Annotated in this window: 24 protein-coding genes; 18 read left to right on the top strand and 6 right to left on the bottom strand. The window is 62.1% G+C overall.

The genetic code is table 11. From position 1 onward, the window contains the following. Positions 1–62: 62 nt before the first annotated feature. From ASC85_RS15865 to ASC85_RS15830, 8 genes are all read left to right on the top strand, one after another. Positions 63–902, top strand: coding sequence for a pirin family protein (locus tag ASC85_RS15865; RefSeq protein ID WP_057450363.1), 840 nt, complete (start codon positions 63–65; stop codon positions 900–902). Between the two features lie 51 nt (positions 903–953). Further along, positions 954–2,030 carry an alkene reductase gene (locus ASC85_RS15860; RefSeq protein ID WP_057450361.1) on the top strand — a complete coding sequence of 359 codons (1,077 nt, stop codon included), beginning with the start codon at positions 954–956 and terminating at the stop codon, positions 2,028–2,030. Positions 2,031–2,176: 146 nt separating this feature from the next. Next, entirely contained in the window at positions 2,177–2,605 is a 429-nt protein-coding gene (locus ASC85_RS15855; protein WP_057450359.1) for a nuclear transport factor 2 family protein, read from the top strand. Next, positions 2,602–3,357 carry an SDR family NAD(P)-dependent oxidoreductase gene (locus tag ASC85_RS15850; RefSeq protein ID WP_057450357.1) on the top strand — a complete coding sequence of 252 codons (756 nt, stop codon included), beginning with the start codon at positions 2,602–2,604 and terminating at the stop codon, positions 3,355–3,357. Before ASC85_RS15855 ends, ASC85_RS15850 begins: the two co-directional genes overlap by 4 nt. 3 nt (positions 3,358–3,360) lie before the next feature. Next, a complete protein-coding gene (locus ASC85_RS15845) occupies positions 3,361–4,608 on the top strand; it encodes an NAD(P)/FAD-dependent oxidoreductase (RefSeq protein WP_057450355.1) in 1,248 nt (415 codons plus the stop codon). Further along, the gene (locus tag ASC85_RS15840) at positions 4,605–5,429 is read left to right on the top strand and encodes a DUF1365 domain-containing protein (RefSeq protein ID WP_057450354.1); all 825 of its coding nucleotides are present in this window, start codon (positions 4,605–4,607) and stop codon (positions 5,427–5,429) included. The genes ASC85_RS15845 and ASC85_RS15840 overlap by 4 nt, the downstream gene beginning before the upstream one ends. Beyond that, complete coding sequence (locus tag ASC85_RS15835) at positions 5,392–6,660, top strand: SAM-dependent methyltransferase (protein ID WP_057450352.1); 1,269 nt, start codon at positions 5,392–5,394, stop codon at positions 6,658–6,660. Before ASC85_RS15840 ends, ASC85_RS15835 begins: the two co-directional genes overlap by 38 nt. Continuing rightward, positions 6,660–7,148, top strand: coding sequence for a DUF2878 domain-containing protein (locus tag ASC85_RS15830; protein WP_057450350.1), 489 nt, complete (start codon positions 6,660–6,662; stop codon positions 7,146–7,148). The genes ASC85_RS15835 and ASC85_RS15830 overlap by 1 nt, the downstream gene beginning before the upstream one ends. A gap of 26 nt (positions 7,149–7,174) precedes the next feature. Here ASC85_RS15830 and ASC85_RS15825 read toward each other — a convergent pair whose 3' ends face one another. The 4 genes from ASC85_RS15825 to ASC85_RS15810 all read right to left on the bottom strand — a co-directional run bounded on the left by ASC85_RS15825 (position 7,175) and on the right by ASC85_RS15810 (position 9,771). Then, positions 7,175–7,480, bottom strand: a complete 306-nt coding sequence (locus ASC85_RS15825) for a DUF6482 family protein (RefSeq protein WP_057450348.1) — start codon at positions 7,478–7,480, stop codon at positions 7,175–7,177. Then, on the bottom strand, positions 7,477–8,001 hold the full coding sequence (locus ASC85_RS15820) for a DUF3833 domain-containing protein (RefSeq protein WP_057450345.1): 525 nt from the start codon (positions 7,999–8,001) through the stop codon (positions 7,477–7,479). The genes ASC85_RS15825 and ASC85_RS15820 overlap by 4 nt, the downstream gene beginning before the upstream one ends. Before the next feature lie 11 nt (positions 8,002–8,012). After that, positions 8,013–8,579 carry a chalcone isomerase family protein gene (locus ASC85_RS15815; RefSeq protein ID WP_057450343.1) on the bottom strand — a complete coding sequence of 189 codons (567 nt, stop codon included), beginning with the start codon at positions 8,577–8,579 and terminating at the stop codon, positions 8,013–8,015. 136 nt (positions 8,580–8,715) lie between these two features. After that, entirely contained in the window at positions 8,716–9,771 is a 1,056-nt protein-coding gene (locus tag ASC85_RS15810) for a LacI family DNA-binding transcriptional regulator (protein ID WP_027911721.1), read from the bottom strand. A 128-nt stretch (positions 9,772–9,899) separates the two neighbouring features. Here ASC85_RS15810 and ASC85_RS15805 point away from each other — a divergent pair, with 128 nt between their 5' ends. The 3 genes from ASC85_RS15805 to ASC85_RS15795 all read left to right on the top strand — a co-directional run bounded on the left by ASC85_RS15805 (position 9,900) and on the right by ASC85_RS15795 (position 13,142). Beyond that, positions 9,900–10,823, top strand: a complete 924-nt coding sequence (locus tag ASC85_RS15805) for a TIM barrel protein (RefSeq protein ID WP_057450341.1) — start codon at positions 9,900–9,902, stop codon at positions 10,821–10,823. Positions 10,824–10,841: 18 nt separating this feature from the next. Continuing rightward, the gene (locus ASC85_RS15800; RefSeq protein WP_057450338.1) at positions 10,842–12,011 is read left to right on the top strand and encodes a Gfo/Idh/MocA family protein; all 1,170 of its coding nucleotides are present in this window, start codon (positions 10,842–10,844) and stop codon (positions 12,009–12,011) included. A gap of 228 nt (positions 12,012–12,239) precedes the next feature. Then, the gene (locus tag ASC85_RS15795; protein ID WP_057450336.1) at positions 12,240–13,142 is read left to right on the top strand and encodes a sugar phosphate isomerase/epimerase family protein; all 903 of its coding nucleotides are present in this window, start codon (positions 12,240–12,242) and stop codon (positions 13,140–13,142) included. Between the two features lie 9 nt (positions 13,143–13,151). On the opposite strand, the gene ASC85_RS15790 is transcribed toward ASC85_RS15795, so the two are convergent. Beyond that, positions 13,152–13,610, bottom strand: coding sequence for a metallophosphoesterase family protein (locus ASC85_RS15790; protein WP_057450335.1), 459 nt, complete (start codon positions 13,608–13,610; stop codon positions 13,152–13,154). Between the two features lie 127 nt (positions 13,611–13,737). Here ASC85_RS15790 and ASC85_RS15785 point away from each other — a divergent pair, with 127 nt between their 5' ends. From ASC85_RS15785 to ASC85_RS15775, 3 genes are all read left to right on the top strand, one after another. Next, a complete protein-coding gene (locus tag ASC85_RS15785) occupies positions 13,738–15,306 on the top strand; it encodes a sensor domain-containing diguanylate cyclase (RefSeq protein ID WP_057450333.1) in 1,569 nt (522 codons plus the stop codon). Between the two features lie 118 nt (positions 15,307–15,424). Further along, positions 15,425–17,425, top strand: a complete 2,001-nt coding sequence (locus ASC85_RS15780; RefSeq protein ID WP_057450332.1) for a peptidase U32 family protein — start codon at positions 15,425–15,427, stop codon at positions 17,423–17,425. Between the two features lie 363 nt (positions 17,426–17,788). Next, the gene (locus ASC85_RS15775) at positions 17,789–19,528 is read left to right on the top strand and encodes a dipeptidase (RefSeq protein ID WP_057450330.1); all 1,740 of its coding nucleotides are present in this window, start codon (positions 17,789–17,791) and stop codon (positions 19,526–19,528) included. A 252-nt stretch (positions 19,529–19,780) separates the two neighbouring features. Here ASC85_RS15775 and ASC85_RS15770 read toward each other — a convergent pair whose 3' ends face one another. Further along, positions 19,781–20,008, bottom strand: coding sequence for a DUF3079 domain-containing protein (locus tag ASC85_RS15770; RefSeq protein ID WP_028237016.1), 228 nt, complete (start codon positions 20,006–20,008; stop codon positions 19,781–19,783). A 204-nt stretch (positions 20,009–20,212) separates the two neighbouring features. Here ASC85_RS15770 and ASC85_RS15765 point away from each other — a divergent pair, with 204 nt between their 5' ends. Genes ASC85_RS15765 through ASC85_RS15750 form a run of 4 tightly spaced genes read left to right on the top strand, consistent with a single transcriptional unit; the run spans position 20,213 to position 23,340 of the window. Continuing rightward, positions 20,213–20,743, top strand: a complete 531-nt coding sequence (locus tag ASC85_RS15765; RefSeq protein ID WP_057450328.1) for an iron transporter — start codon at positions 20,213–20,215, stop codon at positions 20,741–20,743. A 2-nt stretch (positions 20,744–20,745) separates the two neighbouring features. Continuing rightward, positions 20,746–21,108, top strand: coding sequence for a cupredoxin domain-containing protein (locus tag ASC85_RS15760; protein WP_057450326.1), 363 nt, complete (start codon positions 20,746–20,748; stop codon positions 21,106–21,108). Between the two features lie 22 nt (positions 21,109–21,130). Next, entirely contained in the window at positions 21,131–21,985 is an 855-nt protein-coding gene (locus ASC85_RS15755) for an FTR1 family iron permease (RefSeq protein ID WP_057450319.1), read from the top strand. Beyond that, positions 21,973–23,340, top strand: coding sequence for a 4Fe-4S binding protein (locus tag ASC85_RS15750; RefSeq protein WP_057450317.1), 1,368 nt, complete (start codon positions 21,973–21,975; stop codon positions 23,338–23,340). Before ASC85_RS15755 ends, ASC85_RS15750 begins: the two co-directional genes overlap by 13 nt. Positions 23,341–23,529: the final 189 nt, after the last annotated feature.

The raw sequence follows: 23,529 nt of genomic DNA, 5'->3' as shown, positions 1-23,529 counted from the left end.
TATTGGCAGGCACTTATCCTTCTCGCATCGAGGCTCAACGCCCAAGACTTGGAGGCAACCCCATGAACAGCATCGTCGCAGCACCGCCGCGCGCCATCGCCCATCGCACCTGCGGCAGCAGCCATGGACCGATCACCCGGCTCATGAGCCCCGGCGACCTGGGCCAGCTCTGCAAGCCATTCGTGTTTCTCGATCACTTCGCCTTCAACGCCGATGCCATGCAAAGAGGTTTCGGCATGCACCCTCATTCCGGGATCGCCACGCTGACCTACATGATCGAGGGCCAGGTGATCTACGAAGACACCACGGGCCAATCAGGCACGCTGCCCAGCGGCGGCATGGAGTGGATGCAAGCCGGTAACGGCGTGTGGCACAGCGCCCGGCCGGTCGCGGGTTCGCCGATCCAAGGCTTCCAGCTCTGGGTTGCACTGCCGGCGGCAGAAGAAAATGCCCCGGCCCGCAGCGTCTACCTGGCGCCCTCCGAGATCCCCCGGGAAGGTCCGGCGCTGGTGTTGCTTGGCCAATACGGCGCAGCCCGCAGCGGCGTCGCCTCCCCGGCGGGCATGAATTACCTCGCCGTGCAGTTGCAGGACAACGAGCACTGGCGCTACACGCCGCCGGCCGGGCACACCGTCGCCTGGCTGGCAGTCAACGACGGCAGTCTCGATGCTGGCGGCCACGTCAATGCCGGAGAAATGGTGGTATTCGAAGCGTCCGGCGAGGTCATCGACATCGTTGCCCGGGGCACGACCTCCTTCGTGCTCGGTTCGGCGGTCAAGCATCCCCATGACCTGGTGATGGGCTACTACTCGGTGCACACCAGCGAGGCCGCCCTGGAAAAAGGCGAGAAAGAAATCCAGCGCATCGGCGCCCTTTTGCAACAAGAGGGCCGGTTGGCTTAGCCGACCCTCTACTCAATCCCTAATTCATACCCGATCCCTTAGAGGTGAATCATGACTGACATCGGTCTCGATCTTCTGTTGTCCCGCACTCAAGTCGGCAAGCTGTCCCTGAAAAACCGCATGATCATGGCGCCAATGACCCGCAGCCGCGCAGGTGCTGGCGATGCCGCCACGCCCCTGATGGCCGAGTACTACAGCCAACGCGCCAGCGCCGGCCTGATCGTCAGCGAAGGCTCCCAGGTGTCGGCCCAGGGCAAGGGTTACCTGAGAACGCCAGGGATCTTTACCCCTGAGCAGATCACCGGCTGGAAACAGGTGACCGACGCGGTCCATGCCGAGGGCGGGCAGATATTCTTGCAGCTCTGGCACGTAGGCCGTCTTTCCCATCCGTTGGTGCAGGTCAACGGCGCCCAACCCGTGGCTCCCTCGGCAATCAAGGCCGATGGCGAGATCTACACCCCCGAAGGCCTCAAGCCCTATGAGCTGCCACGGGCCCTGGAGCTCGATGAAATCCCCGGTGTGGTCGCCGACTTCCGCCAGGCCGCGGCCAACGCGAAGCTGGCCGGCTTCGACGGCGTGGAAATTCATGGCGCCAACGGCTACTTGATCGACCAGTTCCTGCGTGACGGCACCAACCAACGTACCGATGCCTACGGCGGCTCGATCGAGAACCGTGCACGTTTGCTCAAGGAAGTGGTCGAGTCGGTGATCGAAGTCTTCGGCGCCAGCCGCGTCGGCGTTCGCCTGTCGCCGATCTTCAGCTACTTCTCGATGAGCGACAGCAATCCGCAGGCGACTTTCGACTATACGGCCAGGATGCTCAGCCGCTATGGCCTGGCTTACCTGCACATCGTGGAATTGGGCGAAGGCCCGTTCGACTTCCTGGAACTCAAGCGTCGCTTCGGCGGGACGTACGTTGCCAATGGCGGCTACAGCGCCGAACGCGCCGCCACTGCCATAAGCCGTGGAGAAGCAGACCTGGTGGCATTCGGCACGCCGTTTTTGGCAAACCCGGACCTGGTGGAGCGCTTCAAACGAGGCCAGGCGCTGAACACCCCTGACGCATCGACGTTCTACCAGGGCGACGAGCGCGGTTATACGGACTATCCGACCTTGGCCGGGGCTTGACCCCAGTGTCCAGCGCGTGCCTCGCTTGGACTTGTACAAAATAGCGAAATTACTTGTACAAAAAACTTTAATTTGTACAAGGCGTGCAGTAGGCTTCTGAAAACTTGTACAGGAATCATTTCCTGTACAACAATCGGAGCCTATGCATGTCCGTCTACCTCCAGCGTTTCGCCCACGCTTTCGCCGAGCTGGACGCCAGTCGCCTGGCTGAGCTCGATGAGCTCTACAGCGCCGACATACAGTTCCAAGACCCTCTGCACCGGATCGAGGGCCTGCCGGCCCTGCGCACTTACTTTGCCCAGTTGTACGCCAACGCCAGCAACCTGCGCTATGACTTCCACGCCTTCGATGAAGTCGGTCCCGGAGAGGGCTATCTGCGCTGGACCCTGCATTTCAGCCATCCCCGCCTGGCGCGAGGAGCACCCATCGCGCTGCAAGGCTGCAGCTATCTGCGTTGGAATGATCGAATTCGAATCTACCTGCATCAAGACTTTTTCGACGCAGGCGCCCTGCTCTACGAACATCTGCCGCTGTTTGGATCGGTGATTCGCTGGCTCAAGCGGAGGTTGGCATGAGCCGTGTCTGGCTGACCGGCGCCAGCAGCGGCATTGGCGCGGCATTGGCGGCAGTCCTTCTGGAACAGGGACATCTCCTGGCTGTGAGCGCGCGCCGGAGCCAACCCCTGGAGACCTTGGCCACACGCTATCAAGACCAGATATTGGTGCTACCGGGCGACCTGACCGACCCGCATCAGGTCGCCACGATCTGCCAGCAGATTGACCTTCATTGGGGGGCGCTCGATCTGGTGATCCTCAATGCCGGCACCTGCGAATACCTGGAGCCGGGCCACTTCGACACCCGCCTGGTCGAACGGCTCATCAACACCAACCTGCTGGGTACTTGCCATTGCCTGGAGGCTGCCCTGCCCTTGCTGCGCCGGGGCCAGCGTCCACATCTGGTGGCGGTGAGCAGTGCGGTCACCTCGCTGGCCCTGCCTCGCGCCGGCGCCTACGGTGCGTCCAAAGCCGCGTTGCGTTATCTGATCGAATCCTTGCGCATCGACCTGGCCACCGAGGGTATCGATGTCACCCTGGTCAGTCCCGGCTTCGTCGACACGCCACTGACCCGACGCAACGACTTTCCCATGCCCATGCGCTGGTCGGCGAAACGAGCCGCCCGCCATATCGCGCGACGCCTGCCGGCGCGCCCGCTGGACATTGCGTTTCCGTGGTCCTTCACGCTGGTCCTGCGCCTGCTCGGGCATTTGCCCGCCCGCTGGCAGCTGGCCCTTGGCCAACGCCTGGCACGCCCTTCCAAGGAGTCTTGAAGCATGCGCATCGCGATCATCGGCAGCGGCATTTCCGGGCTGACATGTGCTTACCTGTTGGCCCGCAGGCACCAGATTACCCTGTTCGAGGCCGACGACAGGATCGGTGGCCACACCCACACCGTGGATGTCGATTGGCAGGGACAGCGCTATGCCGTAGACACAGGCTTCATTGTGTACAACGACTGGACCTACCCGAATTTCATCCGTCTGCTGGACCAGTTGGGCGTCGCGTCTCGCCCCACTGAAATGAGCTTCTCCGTGCATGACCCGGCCACCGGCCAGGAGTATAAGGGCCACACCCTGCGCAGCCTGTTCGCCCGCCGCCGCAATCTGTTTTCGCCCGGGTTCTGGGGCATGCTGTGGGACATACTCAGGTTCAATCGGCAGGCCACCGCCGACCTCCAGGCGCAGCGCATCGACCGTAGCGCCCGGCTCGGCGACTACCTGCACAGCCAAGGGTATAGCCAACGTTTCATCGATCACTACATCGTCCCCATGGGCGCAGCAATCTGGTCGATGTCGCCCGCCCGGATGCTGGAGTTCCCGCTCGAGTTCTTTGTGCGCTTTTGCCACAACCACGGCCTCATGTCGGTCAATCAGCGCCCTCAATGGCGCGTGATCGCGGGCGGCTCCCGTGGCTACCTCGAGCCTTTGTGTGCAGCCTTTCGCGAACATATCCGGCTCAATTGCCCAGTGCAGCGTGTCAGTCGCAACGTTGCCGGGATTAGCGTGACCAGCAGCGCTGGTACCGAGCATTTCGACAAGGTGGTGTTCGCCTGCCACAGCGACCAGGCCCTCGCCCTGCTCGAGGCGCCAAGCATGGCAGAGCGTGAAGTACTCGGCGCCCTGACCTACGCCAGCAATGAAGTGCTGCTGCACACCGACACCCGCCTGCTTCCCCAACGCCCCCAGGCCTGGGCGAGCTGGAACTATCGCCTCGGTGGCCCTGCGCAAGCACCTGCCGCGGTGACCTACAACATGAACCTGCTCCAGGGCCTGGATGCCCCGGTGACCTTCTGCGTAAGCCTCAACCAAGGCGACGCGGTCGACCCGGCCAAGGTGCTTGCGCGCTTCGATTATGCGCACCCTCAATACAGCCTCGCCGCCATTGCCGCCCAGGCCCGCCAAGGTGATCTGCAAGGGCAGCAGCACAGCTATTTCTGCGGCGCCTACTGGGCCAACGGCTTCCATGAGGATGGCGTGGTCAGCGCGCTCGCCGTGGCAAAGCATTTCGGAGAACAGCTTTGAACAGCAGTGTGTGTCGCGGCTGGATTGATCATCGGCGCCATACGCCGCGAATCCACGCCTTCCGCTATCGGATCGGCATGCTTTACGTGGACCTCGCCGAACAGGAACACATGCTGGGGTTGTCGCGCCTGCTACGGCCCTGGTCCTGGGCTCCCCTGTGCTGGCGCGAGCGCGACTACCTGCCATCGCACACCCGCCTCGGGGTTTCCCTGGTCGATGCTGTGCGCCAGATCCTCGATGAAGCCCTAGGTGCCGCTCCCCAAGGGGCGATTCACCTGCTGACTCAGCCGCGCAGTTGGGGCCTGTCGTTCAACCCGGTGAGTTTCTATTTCTGCCATGAAGCCAACGGGCGCCTGGCGGCGATCCTCTGCGAAGTGCGCAACACCCCATGGCGCGAGCGCTATCACTATGTATTGCCGGTGCCTCCCGGCGAGTCCTGTGCCTTCAAGGTGGCCAAGGCGTTTCACGTATCGCCGTTCCTGCCTCGGGATATGGACTATCACATGGGGTTCCTGGTCCAGGACACGCACATCCGCATACGCATGGAGAACTGGCGCGACGGCCACAAGGTGTTCGAGGCCGACCTGGCACTCAAGCGCCAACCCCTCGATGCCTCTTCGCTGCGCCGACATGTCCTGGCCTATCCCTGGATGAGCTTGCGCACCGTAAGCGCTATTTACTGGCAGGCCCTGCGCCTGCTTTTCAAACGCACGCCCCTCTACGCCCATCAGGCCAGCGAAGACGGCCTGAGTCTGGGTCAAACCGCTCACAAGGATCCCCATCATGCCCGAACCGACCCTGAGCGCTACCAAGGCAGGTAGTTGCGACCTCTTTAACGGAGGTTTTTTCAAGCAAGCCGTGCTGGGTCAGTTACGCCGCCTGCGTCACGGCCACCTGCGGCTGCTACTCAATGGCGATCCATTGAGCTTCGGTGACCTGGCCAGCCCCTTGATGGCCGAGGTCGAGATCCTCGACGACGCGGTCTGGGGCATGGTTGCCTGCAACGGCTCCATCGGCGCTGGCGAGGCTTATGTCCACGGCTACTGGCGCAGCGGCGACCTGACGGCTGTGACGCGCCTGTTCGTTGCCAACCTGGATGTGCTCGATGCCATGGACAGCGGCCTGGCGCGCGTCGGCCGCCCGCTGCTGCGCTGGCTGCACTGGCTCAACCGCAACAGCCGACGGGGCTCGCGGCGCAATATCATTGCCCATTACGACTTGGGCAATGCTCTGTTCGAGCGTCTGCTCGACCCCACCATGATGTATTCAGCCGCCCTGTTCGAAGGCCCCGAACAGAGCCTGGAAGAGGCCCAGCTCAACAAGCTCGCCCGAATCTGCCACAAACTCGACCTGCGCCCCGGCGACCATTTGCTGGAGATCGGCACGGGCTGGGGCAGCCTCGCCATCTACGCAGCCAGCCATTATGGCTGCAAGGTGACCACCACCACGCTGTCCCAGGAGCAATACACCCACACCTGTCGACGTGTCGAAGAATTGGGCCTGCAACAGCAGGTGCAAGTGTTGCGCAAGGACTACCGAGACTTGCAAGGGCGCTACGACAAGCTGGTGTCCATTGAAATGATCGAAGCCGTCGGGCATCGCTATCTGCCCGAGTACTTCCGGCGCTGCGCCGCGCTGCTCAAGGATGACGGGCTGATGCTGCTGCAATCGATCACCATCCGCGACCAGCGTTATGAGCAGGCCCGACGCTCGGTGGACTTTATCCAGCGCCATGTTTTTCCCGGTGGCGCGTTACCGTCACTGTCGATCCTGCTGAAGACTGCCAGCACCCAGACGCCGCTCAACCTCTTGCATCTCGAGGATTTCGGCGCGCACTACGCCCGCACACTACGGCACTGGCACGACAACTTTCGCCAATCGCACCAGGCCTTGGCGCAGCTGGGCTACGACGAAACCTTCCAGCGCCTGTGGGAGTTCTACCTGTGTTACTGCGAAGGTGGATTCATCGAGCGTGCCATCGGCGTGGCCCAACTGCTCTTCGCCGGGCCCGGCGCCCGTCGACCCGCCCTGCTGGAGTACCAGGATACGTGATGAGCCGCAGCGGCCTGATCGTCAATGCCCTCTGGTTGCAACTGGGTTGGTGGGGCTGTGTGCTCGGGGCACAGGATCCGTGGTGGCTGTTGCCGGTGGTCGTCGGATTGCTGGCCCACCTGTGGCTGTGTCCTGCTCCCCGGGCAGAGCTGTTTGCGGTGATGCGTGTCGGGCTCAGTGGCATGCTGCTGGACTGGAGCCTGGGCACGCAAGGCTTGTTCATATTCAAGCAAACCCCGCTGCCGCTCTGGCTGGCACTGCTCTGGCTGGTGTTTGCCACAGGCCTGCGTCATAGCCTGGCCTGGGCCATGCGGCCGGTATGGCGTGGTGTATTGCTGGGCTTGGTCGGTGGCCCGCTGGCTTATTGCGTGGGGGCGCCACTGGCGGGCGTCGCCTTGCCACTGGGAGTCGTTGGCACCGCCCTGTTCCTGGCACCGCTATGGGCGTTATGGCTACCCCTGGCGCTGCGTCTGGCCGAGCCGAACTGAACTGAACTGGCCCCAGAACGCCGTCGCTACCAGGGCTCGTCGAGGAAAAGCGGCATGCGCAGCGGCTCGATCGGCCCCTCGCGCTGGCCACACATCTCATCATGGACAACCTGTTGCACCAGCGTGCAGGGCAGCCGCGGGACGAAACGCAACAGCTCACGCAAATGGGTGGTGGAACGTATATGCAACGTCTTTCCCGACTCATCGAGCAACGTACGCAGGCCACCGTCCAGTCGGGCGCGCAACACGTAGATGCCACCCTCCAGAGACATCAATTCCAGTTCATGGATCCGCCCGTCGACGGCCAACTCGGTAAGCGCCTGCAAGTTCATGGCGAGCTCACGGCCTGACGACGGAAAAACAGGGTCACCTGCCCCAATTCGACACCCAGCTTGCTCATGCTGGAGCGATTGATCAGCGTGTCCTCATCCATCAGGTACATCCAGTCATCAAACTCCACCTCGTAGGTCGAGCCATCAACCGGCAGGTTCAACCGATAACGCCAGCGCAGGGCATTGCCGGCCACTTCTCCTCGCGCCAGGCCGATCACATCGTCAGCACGACCACGCCACAGGCCGGGTCCCTCGGGAGTCAGCGTCCAGACCCGTCGCTGACGGCTGCCGTCGCTATAGAGAAAGCGCTCATCGAGGATCAGGTGCTCTCCCTCGAGACGGCTGGAAATGTCCACCTCAAAGCGCTTGATCACTTCGCCCGAGCGCTTTTGATAGATCCCCCAGGCCTTGACGGGTTGGCTGAAGAAGCGCTCCAGATCCAGTCGGGGTTGCTGGTCGGCATAACGCTCGACATTCACATTCCCGCAACTGGTCAGGCCCAGAATCAGCAGTAATGCCATCAGAAAATGTCTCACTGGTCATCTCTCCCTTCACTTGAGGTTTGAATTCCAAGCAATTGATTTCTAAGGATAGGTTCTCGAGTTCGAGGATCGAGCCAGATGGCAAAAAATGCTCGGGCGAATAGCGGGTCCGTGACCGCCAGAGACAGTTTTTCACCCACATAGAAACGACAGCCCTGCCCCGGCAGGTACAGGCCAGTGATACGACTTCCAGGCTTCACATCAATAAAGGCACGGCGCATTTGCGCGGCCCATTCGTCCCGGCGCTTGGCGTCCAGGGGCGCACCGTTGAGGCGCTGCATTTCCTTCAGGCTCGTTTCGACCAAAGACTCTTTGTCGATGGCGCGTCGGTAATTGAGTTCCAGGGCAAACGCCGTTTCCAGGCTTGGCGCAGCGGCCGCACTCCAGAGCCTGGCCTGATAGAGGTCGAACCCATACCAGTCGAAATCGGCTTGCCCGACCAGGCGCGCGCCTGGCAATACGCCGCGCCAGTCCGACAAGGCTTGGGGGCAATAAAGCGTAAACATGCAAAGCGCTATGGCGACCAGGCTTTTCCTGAGCGCGAACGACCGGGCCATGAAGGCGTTACCCGTTTATCAAGGGAGCCTTTATAGTTGTACAGGAATCTAGATTTGTACAGCTTTTCAAGAAGACATCGCTTTAGTGGTCACGATGCTCATTTCGCAGAATGAATAAACCGGATCGAATGTTCCGCTATACGCTTTCCGATACATCAATCTGAAGCGACACCACCCGCCTCGGCGCCGGGCCTGGCGACGTGGCAGTCGCCGCTTCCACCAGGGCTTCGACTGCCTGTTCGGCCATGGTCACGACGGGATGAGAAAGTACCGCCTGGACCAGCCCCGTCTTCAACGCTTCGCGTGTCAACGGCGTCAGGTCGTGGCACACCACCACTGGCAAGCGAATCTGCTGTTCCTGGAGGCTGCGCAAGGCCCGCAACACGCCGGCGATGCCACCACCGGCCACATAAAGCCCCACCAGGTCAGGCTCTGCGGTGAGCAAGTCCAGCGTGTTGCCATACGCGAACTCATCGTCCTCCAGCGTCAAGCGCGACGCGAGCAGCTCCCATTCGCTGGAGTGCTCGGCCAGATAACTGCGAAAGCTCAGCTCACACAATTCCTGGCACTGGAAACGCTGGCTGCTGAGCATGACGGCCGCCGCCCCGGGCTGCCTCGCCAGACGGCTGATGAACCAGCCTGCCGTGCGGCCCGTGAGTCGATTGTCCAACCCGACATACCCCGTGCCGCTGGCGCTGGACAGCTCCGACAGCAGCGCCACCACCGAAACACCTGTCTCGCGCAATTGCGCAACCGCCTCCCGGACCCGGGGATGATCCACCGCCACCACGCCCAGCCCGTCCACTTGATCGCGCAGGGCCAGGATGCGTTGCGCCACGATGACCGGGTCGAGGTCGTCCAAATAGCCGATGACCACGCGGATCCGTGCTCGCGTGCAGGTCGCGGCAGCGTTCGACAACGCGTGGGCAAGCCCTTGGTAAAAAGGCACACCACTTTTCTGCAACAGGAAGCCAAGCCGCAAGGTCGGGCGGTCGTTGAGCACCCGCTGTTCGATAACGCCCTTGGCATGGAACCCCAACCGCGCGGCCGCCGCGGCAATGCGTTGGGCCGTGTCGGCGCGCACGTCGGCGCGCAGGTTCAGCACCCGGTCGACGGTCGACAGGCTGACCCCGGCTTCCCGGGCGACATCAGCCATGGTGGGGCGAAGCATTCGGCGTGGCTTTTCTGACATGTTTTGACACCTCCGCCAGGCATCATGAGGGGTTTTGACAGATTAAGCCAACACCCCATGGCCCCCTCCCCGGCAACGCAATAGCATCAGGTCCAGCCCCTAACAATAGACACAGCCGGAGTGCTTCCATGGCCATTCACATCTGTACAGCGCCCTGCTGTTGGGGCGTCGATGACGTCAAGAATCCTTTTCTGCCACCCTGGCCTCGCGTGCTCAGCGAAGCGGCCGAGGCCGGTTACCGCGGCATTGAACTGGGGCCCTATGGTTACTTGCCCCTGGACGCCGAAGGCGTAGGCCCGGCCTTGTCCGAACATGGCCTGCACGTGGTTGCCGGGACGATTTTCGACGACTTGGTCAACCCCGCCAACCTGCCTGAACTGCTGCGCCAGGCCCACGACATCTGCACGCTGCTCAAGCAGTTGCCCCCCATGGAAAAACAGCTCGGCCAACGCTTCGCCGGGCTCTACCTGGTGATCATCGACTGGGGCCACGAGGTGCGCGACTACGCCGCCGGTCACTCGGACCGCGCCCCGCGCCTGGACGATGCACGCTGGAACACGATGATGGCGCACATCCGCGCCATCGCCGACATCGCCTGGCATCAATACGGCATCCGCGCCGTCATCCATCCCCACGCCGGTGGCTACATCGAGTTCGCCGACGAGTTGGCGCGCCTGGTGGACGACATTCCCGATGAGGTCGCCGGGCTGTGCCTGGACACCGGGCATCTCTATTACGCGGGCATGGACCCGGTCGCGTCGCTGCGCACCTACGCCCATCGCCTGGACTACCTGCACTTCAAGGACATCGACCCGGTGGTGTTCGACCAGGTGCTGAACGAACACATTCGCTTCTTCGCCGCCTGCGCCCGAGGCGTGATGTGCCCCATCGGGCGCGGCGTCATCGATTACCCGGCGCTGCACAGCCTGGTGCATGAACTGGGTTATGTGGGCTGCATCACCGTCGAACAGGAGCGTGACCCGCGCAACGCCGGGAGTAGCCTCGACGACGTGGCCGCCAGCCGCGCCTACCTGGCCCGCATCGGTTTCTGATCACACAAGGACAACGTCATGATCAACGGCAGCAAAACAATCACGCGGCCCATCCGTTGGGCCATGGTCGGTGGCGGCGAGCACAGCCAGATCGGCTACATCCACCGCTCGGCCGCCCTGCGCGACCGGAATTTCGAGTTGGTCGCCGCGGCGCTGGATATCGACCCTGCACGCGGCCAAGCCTTTGGTGAGCAACTGGGTATCGAGCCCCAGCGCTGCTATTCGGACTACCTCAGCCTGTTCGAGCTGGAAGCACAACGTCCCGATGGGATTGAAGCGGTGTCGATCGCCACGCCCAATGGCACCCACTACGCCATCACCCGGGCCGCCCTGGAAGCCGGGCTGCATGTGGTCTGCGAAAAGCCGCTGTGCTTTACCCTCGAGCAGGCCGAGGCGCTGCGCAGCCTGGCGCACGCCAAGGGACGCATCGTGGGCTTGACCTACGGCTATGCCGGGCACCAGTTGATCGAACAGGCCCGGGCGATGATCGCGGCGCAGGCACTGGGCGAGATCCGCATGGTGCACATGCAGTTTGCCCATGGTTTTCACAGCGCACCGGTGGAGGCGCAGAACCAGGCCACCCAGTGGCGCGTCGATCCGCGCCAGGCCGGGCCCAGCTACGTGCTGGGGGATGTCGGCACGCACCCGTTGTATTTGTCCAAGGTGATGCTGCCCGATCTCAAGATCAAACGCTTGATGTGCAGCCGACAAAGCTTCGTCGCCAGCCGCGCCCCGTTGGAAGACAACGCCTACACCTTGATGGAATACGAAGGCGGCGCCATGGGCATGGTCTGGTCCAGCGCCGTGAATGCCGGTTCCATGCACGGGCAGAAAATCCGCGTGATCGGCTCCCGGGCCAGCCTTGAATGGTGGGACGAGCGGCCCAACCAACTGAGCTTCGAGATCCAGGGCCAACCTGCGCAGAACCTGGAACGCGGCATGGGCTATCTGCACGCCGACGCACTGGAGGACGACCGCATTGGTGGCGGCCACCCCGAAGGGCTGTTCGAAGCCTGGTCCAATCTCTATCGCCGCTTCGCCCTGGCCATGGATGCGGCGAACCGTGGCGACAGCGAGGCGCTGGCCGCCCTGCGCTACCCCGACATCGACGCCGGCGTGGAAGGTGTGCGTTGGGTCGAACGCTGCGTGGAGTCAGCCGAGAAGGATGCTGCGTGGGTCGCCTATTGACCCAATGCCAGTCAGTCAAATAACCCTGTGGCGAGGGAGCTTGCTCCCGCTGGACCCGTAGGAGCTGGCGAAGCCTGCGATCTTTTGATCTTTCGCTTGAGATTTAAGTGTCTGGGGAAAGATCGCAGCCTCGTTTCACTCGACAGCTCCTACACAGCTCCTACACGCAGTCCAGCGGGAGCAAGCTCCCTCGCCACGGTAATAAGCGTTGCTTAACGGAGAACAACAATGAAAATCGCCCTCGACCCCTACATGCATCGCCACCTGAGCCTGCCGGACCTCTGCCGCAAGACCGCCGAACTTGGCTACCAGTACCTGGAGCTGTCACCACGGGAAGATTTCCTGCCCTGGTGGGTACGCCCTCGTGCCCACAAGGAACGCATCGCCGAATTCAAGAAAGCCCTGCGCGACCACGATCTGCAACTGGCCTCGCTGCTGCCGATGTATCGCTGGGCCAGCCCCCACGAAGACGAGCGCCGGGCAGCGGTGAACTACTGGAAGGAGGCCATCCAGATCGCCGTGGAAATGGGTTGCACGACGATGAACTCCGAGTTTGGCCGCGGGCCATCCCCTGATCGTGGGCATAAAGTCAGTTGCTGCGGCGGCCTGCACAGCCATGAGTCGAGCGAAGCAGCCTGGTGGCGCTCGATGGAGGAACTGGTGCCGATCCTGGAAAGCGAGGGGGTCACGCTGAACGTCGAACCTCACCCCGAAGACTGGTGCGAAACCCTGCACCCGGCCCTCGACATGCTCAAGACCCTCGGTTCGGACAACGTCAAGTTCCTCTATTGCACGCCGCATACCTTCTATTTCGGCGATGACATGAAAGCCATGATCGCCGAGGCCGGGTCAATGATCGCCCATGTCCACATCGCCGACACCTACAACCACAAGGCCTCGTCCGGCCTGCGCTACATCGTCAACCCGCCCGGCGCCAAGGTCACCGTCCACCAGCACATGGACATGCACCAGGGGGAGATCGACTGGGACTTGTTCTTCAGTGAACTGGCCAAGACCGGCTTCGACGGCATCGTCACCGCTTGCGTGTTCGGCTGGGAAGAACGGGCGGATGAATCCGGGCGCTTCATGCGTAAGGAAATCCAATCCTACATCGACAAATACTTCAAGTAAGCGTGTCCATCACTCCAGCAACCGGACCAGCTGCGGCTCGATCGCACTAGCGCTCACCTCGACCAACGCCAGCGTCACCGGCAGCGTGAACCGCCGCCGGCCGGCGCTGCCAGGGTTCAGGTACAGCCGGTCGCCACGCCATTCGATGCCCGGTTTGTGGGAATGGCCGCTGATCACCCACTTCATGCCGGGGTCGAGCGAGTCCTGTACATCGGCGATGTCGTGAACCAGCAATACCTGCCATCCACACAGGTCGAATTGCAGGCGGTCAGCAAGCGGCCCAGCCCAATCGGCCCCCAGGTCGTTATTGCCGCGCACCACGTGCAATGGCGCAATCGACGCCAATTGATCCAGAATCTCGGGGCCACCTATATCACCGGCATGGATGATCCGCTCACACCCCTGCAATGCCGCCAGCGCCTCCGGGCGGAGCAGACCGTGGGTGTCGGAAATGACGCCAACTTTCATGAAACCTTTCTCCCCAATCGTGTATCGCGGGTTGTACCTGCTTCGTCGTAGCGAGCTAACGTGCTGAAATCGAATAAGATAGGCTGCGCATCAATAATGCGTAGACACGTCGTAAAAGGATATGTTGATGCTCGGACGCAAACGGCCAGAGCCAAAGATTGAAAACACTGATGAGGACTTTTCTCCCCAGAGCGCACGGGCTGGAGCGGCATTGCGACTGACCGTGAGTTTCATGCTGGTGGTCATCATCGCGTTTCTGGCCGTCGAAGGCTGGCGCACCTGGCGCGATTATCGCGCGGCCTTTTCGTCCGCCCGGGATTCGGTGACGAACCTGGCACGGGCGACGGCCCAGCACGCCGAAGATACCATCCGACAAGTGGATGTGGTCACCGCCGCCCTCAGTGAACGAGTGGAAGGCGATGGCCTGCAGAACATGGACGTCCCACGCATCCATAAGCTCTTGGTGCAACAGGCCGCCATCATGCCGCAACTGCACGGGTTGTTTATCTATGGCCCGGATGGCCAATGGCTGGTAACGGACAAGGAAGTCATTCCGGAAACGGCGAACAACGCCGACCGCGACTATTTCCAATACCACCGTACCCACGAGGACCGGGGCGTGCGCATCGGCGAAGTGATCAAGAGCCGGTCCACCAACGACCTGATCATTCCGGTGTCCCGTCGCTTGAACAATCCCGACGGCTCGTTCGCCGGTGTGCTGCTCGGAACGGTCAAGGTCAGCTATTTCGTCGACTACTACGGCGACTTCAAGATCGACGACAAGGGTGCTCTGGTCCTGGCGACACGCAGCGGAACCATCCTGGTACGGCGCCCCTTCGTCGAATCGGTGATCGGCAAGAGCCTGGTCAACAGCGTGATCTTCAGGAACTACCTGCCCACGTCGAACCAGGGCACCGCGCAGGCCAGGGCCGTGATCGACGATACCGAGCGCCTGTATGGCTTTCGGGCCTTGACCACCTACCCGTTGGTGGTGGAAGCCGGGTTGTCGCGCGAGTCCATCATCGCTCCGTGGCGGCGCGACCTGTTCAAGACCAGCATCGTGCTGATTTTCCTGATCATGATCCTCGTCGGCTTCGGGCTCATCGTGCTGAGCCAGTTGCGCCACCGGATGACCATGGAAAAGCAGATTCGCAGCGCCCACCAGACCATGCGCGACATGGCGCTGACCGACAGCCTGACCGGGCTGGGCAACCGCAGGCGGCTGGACATCGCGTTGGCCGACGAGATTCGCCTGGCCAAGCGCCAGGGTTCGTCCCTGGCGTTGATCATGCTCGACGTCGACTACTTCAAGCGTTTCAACGACAGATACGGCCATGCTGCCGGCGACGACTGCCTGCGCGCGATTGCCGCCGCGGTCAGACAGACCATCAAAAGGCCGGGCGACCTGGCGGTCCGATATGGCGGTGAAGAGTTCACCGTGTTACTGCCCAACACCCATAGCACGGGTGCCGCCAAGGTCGCGCAGCAAATCCTCGAAGCCGTCAGGGCCCTGAACATCGAACATGGCGATCATCCCTTGGGCATCGTGACCATCAGCGCGGGCATCACCACCAGCCAGCCGAGCGGAGAGGACATAGCCCCGGCCATGCTGATCAAGGCGGCGGACGCCTTCCTGTACCTGGCCAAGAACACCGGGCGCAACCGTTGGTGCAGCGCCGACTCGACACCTGGGTGAAGCCCGCGGGACCGCCGCGCATCGGTCCAGGTCGTGCAAACCCAAGTCCACAGGTGCCTGCAAGGCGCCTGGCGGCTACAATGCTCGCTTCGACCGTGATCAGCCTGACTAAAAACAAATGTCCTTGCCCAAACATCATCTGGAATTGCTCAGCCCCGCCCGCGACGTGACCATCGCCCGCGAGGCCATTCTGCATGGCGCCGACGCCGTGTACATCGGTGGCCCGAGTTTCGGCGCGCGTCATAACGCCTGCAACGAGGTGGGCGATATTGCCCGGCTGGTGGAGTTCGCCCACCGCTACCACGCCCGGGTGTTCACGACCATCAACACCATCTTGCACGACAATGAACTGGAGCCGGCCCGCCAGCTGATCCACCAGTTATACGATGCTGGCGTCGATGCGCTGATCGTCCAGGACCTGGGGGTGATGGAGCTGGATATCCCGCCCATCGAGCTGCACGCCAGCACCCAGACCGACATCCGCACCCTGGCCCGGGCAAAGTTCCTCGACCAGGCCGGTTTCTCGCAACTGGTATTGGCCCGTGAGCTGAACCTGCAGGAAATCCGCGCCATCGCCGACGAGACCGACGCGGCCATCGAGTTCTTCATCCACGGCGCGCTGTGCGTAGCGTTTTCCGGCCAGTGCAACATCTCCCACGCCCAGAACGGCCGCAGCGCCAACCGTGGCGACTGCTCCCAGGCCTGTCGCCTGCCCTACACCCTCAAGGACGACCAGGGCCGGGTGGTCGCCTACGAAAAACACCTGCTGTCGATGAAAGACAACAACCAGAGCGCCAACATCCGCGCCCTGGTCGAAGCCGGTGTGCGTTCGTTCAAGATCGAAGGCCGCTACAAGGACATGGGTTATGTGAAGAACATCACCGCCTATTACCGCCAGCGCCTGGACGATGTCCTCGAAGACCGTCCGGACCTGGCCCGCGCGTCCAGCGGCCGCACCGCGCACTTCTTCGTCCCCGATCCGGACAAGACCTTCCACCGTGGCAGCACCGACTATTTCGTCAGCGAACGCAAGATCGACATTGGCGCCTTCGATTCGCCGACCTTTACCGGCGTGCCGGTGGGCGTGGTGGAAAAAGTCGGCAAGCGCGACCTGCAAGTGGTGACCTTCGATCCGCTGTCCAACGGCGACGGCCTCAATGTGCTGGTCAAGCGCGAAGTCGTCGGTTTCCGCGCCAACATCGCCGAGCCCAAGGGTGAGTTCGAAGAGGACGGCCAGAAGCGTTACCGCTACCGCGTCGAACCCAACGAGATGCCGGCCGGCATGTACCAGTTGCGCCCCAACCATCCGTTGAGCCGCAACTTGGACCACAACTGGCAGCAGGCGTTGCTCAAGACTTCCTCCGAACGCCGCGTCGGCCTGGCCTGGGTTGCGCGCCTGCGCGAAGAGCGCCTGGAACTGACCGCCACCAGCGAAGAAGGCATCAGCGCCAGCGTCGCCCTGGATGGGCCGTTCGGCGTGGCCAACAAGCCGGAACAGGCCCTGGAGCAATTGCACGACCTGCTCGGCCAACTGGGCACCACCGAATACCACGCTACCGCGATCGAGCTGGATGCGCCCCAGGCGTTCTTCATCCCCAACTCGCAGCTCAAGGCCTTGCGCCGCGAAGCCATCGAAGCCCTGACCGCCGCCCGCATCGAAGCCCACCCACGCGGTGGCCGCAAGGCCGAGACCAGCCCGCCGCCGGTGTACCCGGAGTCGCACCTGTCGTTCCTGGCCAACGTCTACAACCAGAAGGCCCGGGACTTCTATCATCGTCACGGCGTCAAGCTGATCGACGCGGCGTTCGAGGCCCACGAGGAAACGGGTGAAGTGCCGGTGATGATCACCAAGCACTGCCTGCGTTTCTCGTTCAACCTCTGCCCCAAGCAGGCCAAGGGCGTCACTGGCGTGCGCACCAAGGTGGCACCGATGCAGCTGATCCACGGTGACGAAGTGCTGACGCTGAAGTTCGACTGCAAACCCTGTGAAATGCATGTGGTCGGCAAGATCAAGGGACACATCCTCGACCTGCCATTGCCCGGCAGCACCGCGCAACCGGTGGTCGGCCATATCAGCCCTGAAGACCTGCTCAAGACGATCCCCCGCGCGCCGCATTGAGCAATGCGCACCTGAGGGAGCGAGCTTGTTCGCAATAGCGGTGGGCGTGCTTGCATTGATGTTCAATGTATCGCCGTCATCGCGAGCAAGCTCGCTCCCACAGTGGGTTGCGGGTGTTCACAGCACTTATGTCCGCCACCGATCTTCTGTGGGAGCGAGCTTGCTCGCGATAGCGGTGGGCGTGCTTGCAATCAGGCGTTTGATGGCCCTGCGCCATTTTTCATTTCTGCGCCGTTTTTGCTTCGCGGTGCGACAGATTCCCCTGCAGGACTCCCCCACCACTTCCTCGCGGTGTTAGGTTGCAACGGTTTGTGTCATCAAATCAGACACGTCCCCCCTACCGCCTGCAAAGGAATGCCAGCAATGAACTTCTCGCTCAAACACCTGGCCGTGACCACCCTGCTGTTGTCCAGCCTCGCTTCGATCACCACACCAGCATTCGCCAACATCAGCGCCCAACAGGGTGCAGCCATCGTCAAAACCTTCTCCAACACCTCAGTTACCGATTTCAGGCAGTTCCTGGCCGACGTGGCCAAGAGCGACCTGGGCAAAGCCGCCAACCTCGGCCCAGCCATCAGCGCATTCCAAGGCAACAAACCCCTTTCGGCTGAACAGCAGAATGAAATCCATCGCCTGCTGGGCCTCTATGCCCGAGTGAAATACGGCCAAGCGGCCACCGAGACGCTGAAGGAACTGGTCGCCATCCCGACTTTTCGCAAGGACGGCGTTGCCCAGCACGAGAACCCGGAATTCCTCAAGATCGCCGACAAGATCAAAAACCTGGCCGAGGCGTTCAACCTCAACTTCCGCAATGTCGACAACCGCGTCTATGAGATTTCCCTCGAAGGCAGCGGCGACGAAGTCGTGGGCATTCACGCCCATGCCGACGTGGTGCCGGTAACGCCGGAAAACTGGGTGTTGAAAGATGGTACCCGCCTCGACCCGTTCAAGGTCACCCTGGTGGGCGACCGCATGTATGGTCGCGGTACCGAAGACGACAAGAACGGCATCGTGGTCGCGCTCTATGCGATGAAGATCATCAAGGAAGAGAAACTGCCGCTGGCGCGCAACTTCAAGCTGCTTGTCGACACCACCGAGGAAACCACCGGCGACGCCATCCCCTATTATTTCGAACGCAACCCGACGCCCAACTACAACCTGGCGCTGGATGGCGGCTACCCTGTGGTGATTGCCGAGAAAGGCTATGGCACCGTCATGGCGAACTTCACCCGGCGCGCTGCACAGGGCAAGGGGGCAGAAATTACCGCGTTGACGGGCGGCCTGGCGACCAATCAGATTCCATCGACGTCCGTTGCTACCTTCGCCAGCGACAAGCCCGCCGAACTGGCCGCCAGCCTGCTCAAGGCCGCTACCGACTATGCCAAGCGCAACGGTGGCAACTTCGAAGTGACCAGCCAGGTCGTCGGCAAGGACGTCAATCTGACCTTCACTGGCGTTTCCGCCCACTCCTCCGAGCCCGAGACAGGCGTCAACCCGGTGGCAAGGATGCTGGACTTCATCAATAGCCTCGACGGCAAGGTCGCGCTCAAACACAACCACATCACCGACGCCGCCCGCTATGCCGCCGACAACTGGGGCCTGGACTATCTGGGCAGCAAACTGGGAATTGGTTTTTCCGATGCTTTCATGGGCCCGCTGACCGCGTCCCTGACCTACGTCGGCATGGATGAGAAGACCTTCAAGCTGGCGGTCAACCTGCGGGTGCCAGTGGGCAAGACCACAGAAGCCCTCAAGACTGAAATCGCCGACAAACTGGCCGCCTGGACCAGGAAGGCCCACGTTGCGGTGGCCTTTGACTATTCCATTGACGAGCCGATGTACCGCAACCCTGAGGGTGAATGGGTCAAGGCACTGTTGGCTGTGGCCAGTGAAAACCTGGGTATGGAACACAAATACGGCACCTCTGCCGGCGCCACTTCGGTTCATGACTTACCCAATGGCGTGCAGTTCGGCCTGGCCATGCCCGACGTCAAGTACACCGGGCACAACGACAACGAGTTCAAGACGGTCGAGCAGTTCCTGCTGGACTTGCAGATCGTGACCGAGATGATGGGGCGGATCGGGCAGTTGCCGAAGTTGTAAAACACCGTGCCCTGAGAATGCTGCCGCTATGACGTAGGAGCTGTGCAGGAACTGTGTAGGAGCTGTGTAGGAGCTGTGTAGGAGCTGTGTAGGAGCTGTGTAGGAGCTGTCGAGTGAAACGAGGCTGCGATCTTTCCCCAGCCACTTGAATCTCAAGCGAAAGCGAAAGCGAAAGCGAAAGATCAAAAGATCGCAGGCTTCGCCAGCTCCTACAGAGCCCAGCGGGAGCAATCCCTCGCCACAGGTTTACCCTTATTCCTTCAAGTGAGTGGCGCTTGGATCGATGACCTTGGCGGTAATGTCGACCAGCTCCAGCCCCCAATCCCCGTGCAGGTACCAATCCTCTCCGATCATCTCGGCCGGGTGCATCGTTCGATCGGCGCCGTTGCCGCAGGCCAGCGCACTGGTCGGACAGTAACGATCACAACCCCAGCAAATGCGCTCGGGATGTTTGGGACTGATGGGAAAGGGCTTTGCCATGACGACCCCGTATAACTGATGGGTGTACCCGCACCCTACCGTGTCGGGGCGCCGTGCCCCTTGATCCCGATCAAGAACAACCGCGCAGGAACCAGTCGGCATTCGTCGTTGGAAAATTCGCGCTAAAAATTGACAAGAATCATTATTATTCGCAGCAAAGCTTCCTAGACTCGGCGCCATCATTTAGCCAACCAGGAAGTCATCATGCGCACACTTGCAACTCTGCCTCTGGCCTTGCTGTTTCTCGCACCGCTGGCCCAAGCCAAGGAATACCCCATCGGCGAACCGCAACTGTGCCCAGGGCTGGAGGTCGGGGCTGTGTATTTGCAGCCGATTGAAATGGCCCCGGCCGGGATGATGCGAGCCACGGCCGATTCCGACGTGCACCTGGAAGCCGATATCCGCGCCACGGCGGACAATAAGCAGGGCTTCCAGGAAGGCAGTTTCGTGCCCTACCTCAATGTGTCGTTCCAACTGAAGAAACAAGGCAACGACACCGAGCTCAAGGGTGACTTCCACGCCATGGTTGCCAACGACGGGCCGCACTATGGCGACAACGTCAAGCTGCTCGGCCCTGGCAAATATCAACTGACATTCACTGTCCTGCCGCCTGACGGCCATGGCTCCCTCGGTCGTCATACCGACAAGGAAACCGGCGTGGCGCCATGGTTCGAACGCTGCGAACTGCATTACGAATTCGTCTACGCCGGGATCGGTAAAAAAGGCGGGTACTGAGCATGCGCCGCTCATCCTGCCCACGGCACGTCACGACTCATCGACGCCTGGCCTGGTTGACGCTGGCCGGTTTGCTGCTGCCCTCGATCGCCCAAGCCGAACTGCCGACCTATGAGCTGAGCATACGCGACGGGCATTTCACGCCGGCGCAACTGGAAGTGCCGGCCGGGCAACGGTTCAAGATCGTGCTGAAGAACATCGGCCAGGGCCCGGCAGAGTTCGAAAGCACGCCTTTGCGCGTCGAGAAAGTGCTCTCGCCCGGCGTCACGACTTTCGTGGTCATCCACCCGCTGCGCCCCGGGCACTATCCGTTTTTCGACGAATTCAATCCGCAACTGCCCGAGGGCGGGATTCTCGCCCAGTAATCGGTCAGCAGGAGGCGTTTGCATGACTCAATCGATGTTTATTGTCTGGCGCGAAAGCGTCGAGGCGTTGTTGGTGATCGGGATTCTCCAGGCCTGGGTCAGCCGGCAACAACAGGCCAGCCAACTGCTGCGCTATGTATGGGCTGGCGCAGCGTTGGGCTTGTTGCTTTCCGGCGTGCTCGCCGGGCTGATCCTGCTGGCCGGCGAGGCCATGAGCGGGACGGCCAATGAATGGTTCCAGGCGTCGCTGGCACTGGTCGCCAGCCTGCTGATCGTGCAGATGGTCGGCTGGATGCACCGAAACGCGAGGACGCTCAAGCATGACCTGACACGCCACGCCGACCAGCGCCTGAGCCGTCAGGGCGGCCTGGGGCTGTTGGTGCTGGCGCTGCTGGCGGTCAGCCGCGAAGGCAGTGAAACCGTGGTGTTCCTGTATGGCGCCAGCGCGCGCCTGCAAGGGCCGCAACTGGGCTTGTTCGCCGTCGGTGCGCTGGCCGGGCTGGTGCTGTCGCTGTTGACCGTCTCCTTGCTGCACAGCAGCCGCCGGTTCATCTCATGGCCGCGTTTCTTTGCCATCAGCGAAGCGATCCTGCTGCTGTTGGGGGCGGCGTTGCTGGTCAGCGGTATCGAGCGGATCGGCGGGCAACTGCTCGCGATGGATTGGCCTGAGGCGGTGTATCGCGGCATTGGCGACGCGCTGTGGGACAGCAGCGCGATACTCGACGACGGCCATGGCTTCGGCGGGTTCCTGGCGGACTTCACCGGGTATCGGGCCAGCCCGAGTGCGATGACGCTGCTGGTGTGGCTGGGCTATTGGGGCGTCGTCGCGGGCTGGCTGCGGCCGCGCAAGGCGGAAAACCTGCCATGCCCGACCTGAACCCCTGGCTTCAACGCCTGGGCGACGGCATGCGGCGCCACGGTGCAACCATTCGTGCCGTGCAATGGGCGGTGGTGCTGTTCTACGCGGTGCTGCTGGTGGTGCCGGCCCTGCTGCCATTACCCAGCGGCCAGGCACGCCTGTTCGACAATCTCACGCTGCTGGCGCAGTTTCTGTTCTGGGGCCTGTGGTGGCCGTTCGTGTTGCTGTCGATCGTGTTGTTCGGGCGGCTCTGGTGTGGCGTGCTGTGCCCAGAAGGCGCCTTGAGCGAATGGGCCAGCCAGTATGGCAAGGGCCTGGGAATGCCGCGCGGATTGCGCTGGGCTGGCTGGCCGACCTTGGCGTTCTGCCTGACCACCCTCTACGGTCAACTGATCAGCGTCTACGACTACGCCCAGGCTGCATTGCTGATCCTGGGCGGCTCCACCGTCGCCGCAGTGATCGTCGGCCTGTTGTTCGCCCGGGGCAAGCGGGTGTGGTGCCGTTACCTGTGCCCGGTCAGCGGCGTTTTTTCCCTCCTCGCTCGCTTGGCGCCAGTGCACTTTCAGGTGGACGAACAACGCTGGCTGGAAAACCCCGCGCCGCGTCGCCCTCCTCCCAACTGCGCGCCCTTGCTGGACATCCGCCGCATGCGTGGCGCCGCCGATTGCCACGCCTGTGGTCGCTGCAGCGGCCAGCGCGATGCGGTGCGCCTGATTGCCCGCTCCAGCAGCGAGGAAATCCTGCTCTCGACGGCTGACACCCTCTCGCCCTGGGATGTTCGCTTGCTGTTGTTCGGTGTCATCGGCCTGGCCATGGGCGCCTTCCAGTGGACTGTCAGCCCATGGTTCATCGACCTCAAGCAAAGCCTGGCCCAATGGCTGGTCAGTCATGATTGGCTCTGGGCGCTCCAGGACAATGCGCCCTGGTGGCTGTTGACGCACTATCCGCAACTCAATGACAGTTTCAGTTGGCTCGACGGTTTTTGCATCGTCGCGTACCTGGGCATGAGCGCGCTGCTGATAGGCACTTCGCTGATGCTGCTGATGCGCCTGGCGGCACGCCTCTCGGGTGACAGCGCACAATATCCGCCCTTAGCCATCACCCTGACGCCCCTCGGCGGTGCTGGATTGTTCCTCGGCTTGTCGGCCACCACGGTCAAACTGCTGCGCTATGAAGGACTGCTGCTGGAATGGGTACAACCGGCTAGGGCCGGATTGCTGATAGCGGCGATAGCCTGGAGTTTATGGCTGGGCTGGAAGCGCCTGCAGCAGACCCAGACTCCAGCGATCCAACGATTGCCAGCCATGGCATGCCTGGTCATGGCCAGCAGCCTGGTGGGTTATGGCTGGTGGCTGCAGTTCTGGGGATGGTGATGTGTTCACAACACCCTGTGGGAGCTTGCTCGCGATGAGTCCGGCACATCCAACATCACCGCAAACTGACACATCGTCTTCGCGAGCAGGCTCGCTCCCACATCTATGGTTACCCCCTTTTCTGCAATACTGTTCTTGATGCGTGTTTGGCTTGCTTTCATCTATCCGGCGTCTGAGTGGGGTATAGGC

The organism is Pseudomonas sp. Root401, from assembly GCF_001425105.1.
In the GTDB taxonomy this organism is placed as follows: Bacteria; Pseudomonadota; Gammaproteobacteria; order Pseudomonadales; family Pseudomonadaceae; genus Aquipseudomonas; species Aquipseudomonas brassicacearum.
The sequence above is the reverse complement of the archived record's forward strand: the minus strand, read 5'-3'. Positions and strand labels throughout refer to the sequence as shown.

What these genes read in the sequence shown, in the direction of transcription:
- ASC85_RS15800 (WP_057450338.1), top strand. Translation starts at nt 10,842, where the DNA reads ATGATCAACGGCAGCAAAACAATCACGCGGCCCATCCGTTGGGCCATG.
- ASC85_RS15860 (WP_057450361.1), top strand. Translation starts at nt 954, where the DNA reads ATGACTGACATCGGTCTCGATCTTCTGTTGTCCCGCACTCAAGTCGGC.
- ASC85_RS15775 (WP_057450330.1), top strand. Translation starts at nt 17,789, where the DNA reads ATGAACTTCTCGCTCAAACACCTGGCCGTGACCACCCTGCTGTTGTCC.
- ASC85_RS15820 (WP_057450345.1), bottom strand. Translation starts at nt 8,001, where the DNA reads ATGGCATTACTGCTGATTCTGGGCCTGACCAGTTGCGGGAATGTGAAT.
- ASC85_RS15805 (WP_057450341.1), top strand. Translation starts at nt 9,900, where the DNA reads ATGGCCATTCACATCTGTACAGCGCCCTGCTGTTGGGGCGTCGATGAC.
- ASC85_RS15790 (WP_057450335.1), bottom strand. Translation starts at nt 13,610, where the DNA reads ATGAAAGTTGGCGTCATTTCCGACACCCACGGTCTGCTCCGCCCGGAG.
- ASC85_RS15760 (WP_057450326.1), top strand. Translation starts at nt 20,746, where the DNA reads ATGCGCCGCTCATCCTGCCCACGGCACGTCACGACTCATCGACGCCTG.
- ASC85_RS15865 (WP_057450363.1), top strand. Translation starts at nt 63, where the DNA reads ATGAACAGCATCGTCGCAGCACCGCCGCGCGCCATCGCCCATCGCACC.
- ASC85_RS15855 (WP_057450359.1), top strand. Translation starts at nt 2,177, where the DNA reads ATGTCCGTCTACCTCCAGCGTTTCGCCCACGCTTTCGCCGAGCTGGAC.
- ASC85_RS15810 (WP_027911721.1), bottom strand. Translation starts at nt 9,771, where the DNA reads ATGTCAGAAAAGCCACGCCGAATGCTTCGCCCCACCATGGCTGATGTC.
- ASC85_RS15755 (WP_057450319.1), top strand. Translation starts at nt 21,131, where the DNA reads ATGACTCAATCGATGTTTATTGTCTGGCGCGAAAGCGTCGAGGCGTTG.
- ASC85_RS15815 (WP_057450343.1), bottom strand. Translation starts at nt 8,579, where the DNA reads ATGGCCCGGTCGTTCGCGCTCAGGAAAAGCCTGGTCGCCATAGCGCTT.
- ASC85_RS15765 (WP_057450328.1), top strand. Translation starts at nt 20,213, where the DNA reads ATGCGCACACTTGCAACTCTGCCTCTGGCCTTGCTGTTTCTCGCACCG.
- ASC85_RS15795 (WP_057450336.1), top strand. Translation starts at nt 12,240, where the DNA reads ATGAAAATCGCCCTCGACCCCTACATGCATCGCCACCTGAGCCTGCCG.
- ASC85_RS15785 (WP_057450333.1), top strand. Translation starts at nt 13,738, where the DNA reads ATGCTCGGACGCAAACGGCCAGAGCCAAAGATTGAAAACACTGATGAG.
- ASC85_RS15780 (WP_057450332.1), top strand. Translation starts at nt 15,425, where the DNA reads ATGTCCTTGCCCAAACATCATCTGGAATTGCTCAGCCCCGCCCGCGAC.
- ASC85_RS15825 (WP_057450348.1), bottom strand. Translation starts at nt 7,480, where the DNA reads ATGAACTTGCAGGCGCTTACCGAGTTGGCCGTCGACGGGCGGATCCAT.
- ASC85_RS15830 (WP_057450350.1), top strand. Translation starts at nt 6,660, where the DNA reads ATGAGCCGCAGCGGCCTGATCGTCAATGCCCTCTGGTTGCAACTGGGT.
- ASC85_RS15845 (WP_057450355.1), top strand. Translation starts at nt 3,361, where the DNA reads ATGCGCATCGCGATCATCGGCAGCGGCATTTCCGGGCTGACATGTGCT.
- ASC85_RS15770 (WP_028237016.1), bottom strand. Translation starts at nt 20,008, where the DNA reads ATGGCAAAGCCCTTTCCCATCAGTCCCAAACATCCCGAGCGCATTTGC.
- ASC85_RS15850 (WP_057450357.1), top strand. Translation starts at nt 2,602, where the DNA reads ATGAGCCGTGTCTGGCTGACCGGCGCCAGCAGCGGCATTGGCGCGGCA.
- ASC85_RS15750 (WP_057450317.1), top strand. Translation starts at nt 21,973, where the DNA reads ATGCCCGACCTGAACCCCTGGCTTCAACGCCTGGGCGACGGCATGCGG.
- ASC85_RS15835 (WP_057450352.1), top strand. Translation starts at nt 5,392, where the DNA reads ATGCCCGAACCGACCCTGAGCGCTACCAAGGCAGGTAGTTGCGACCTC.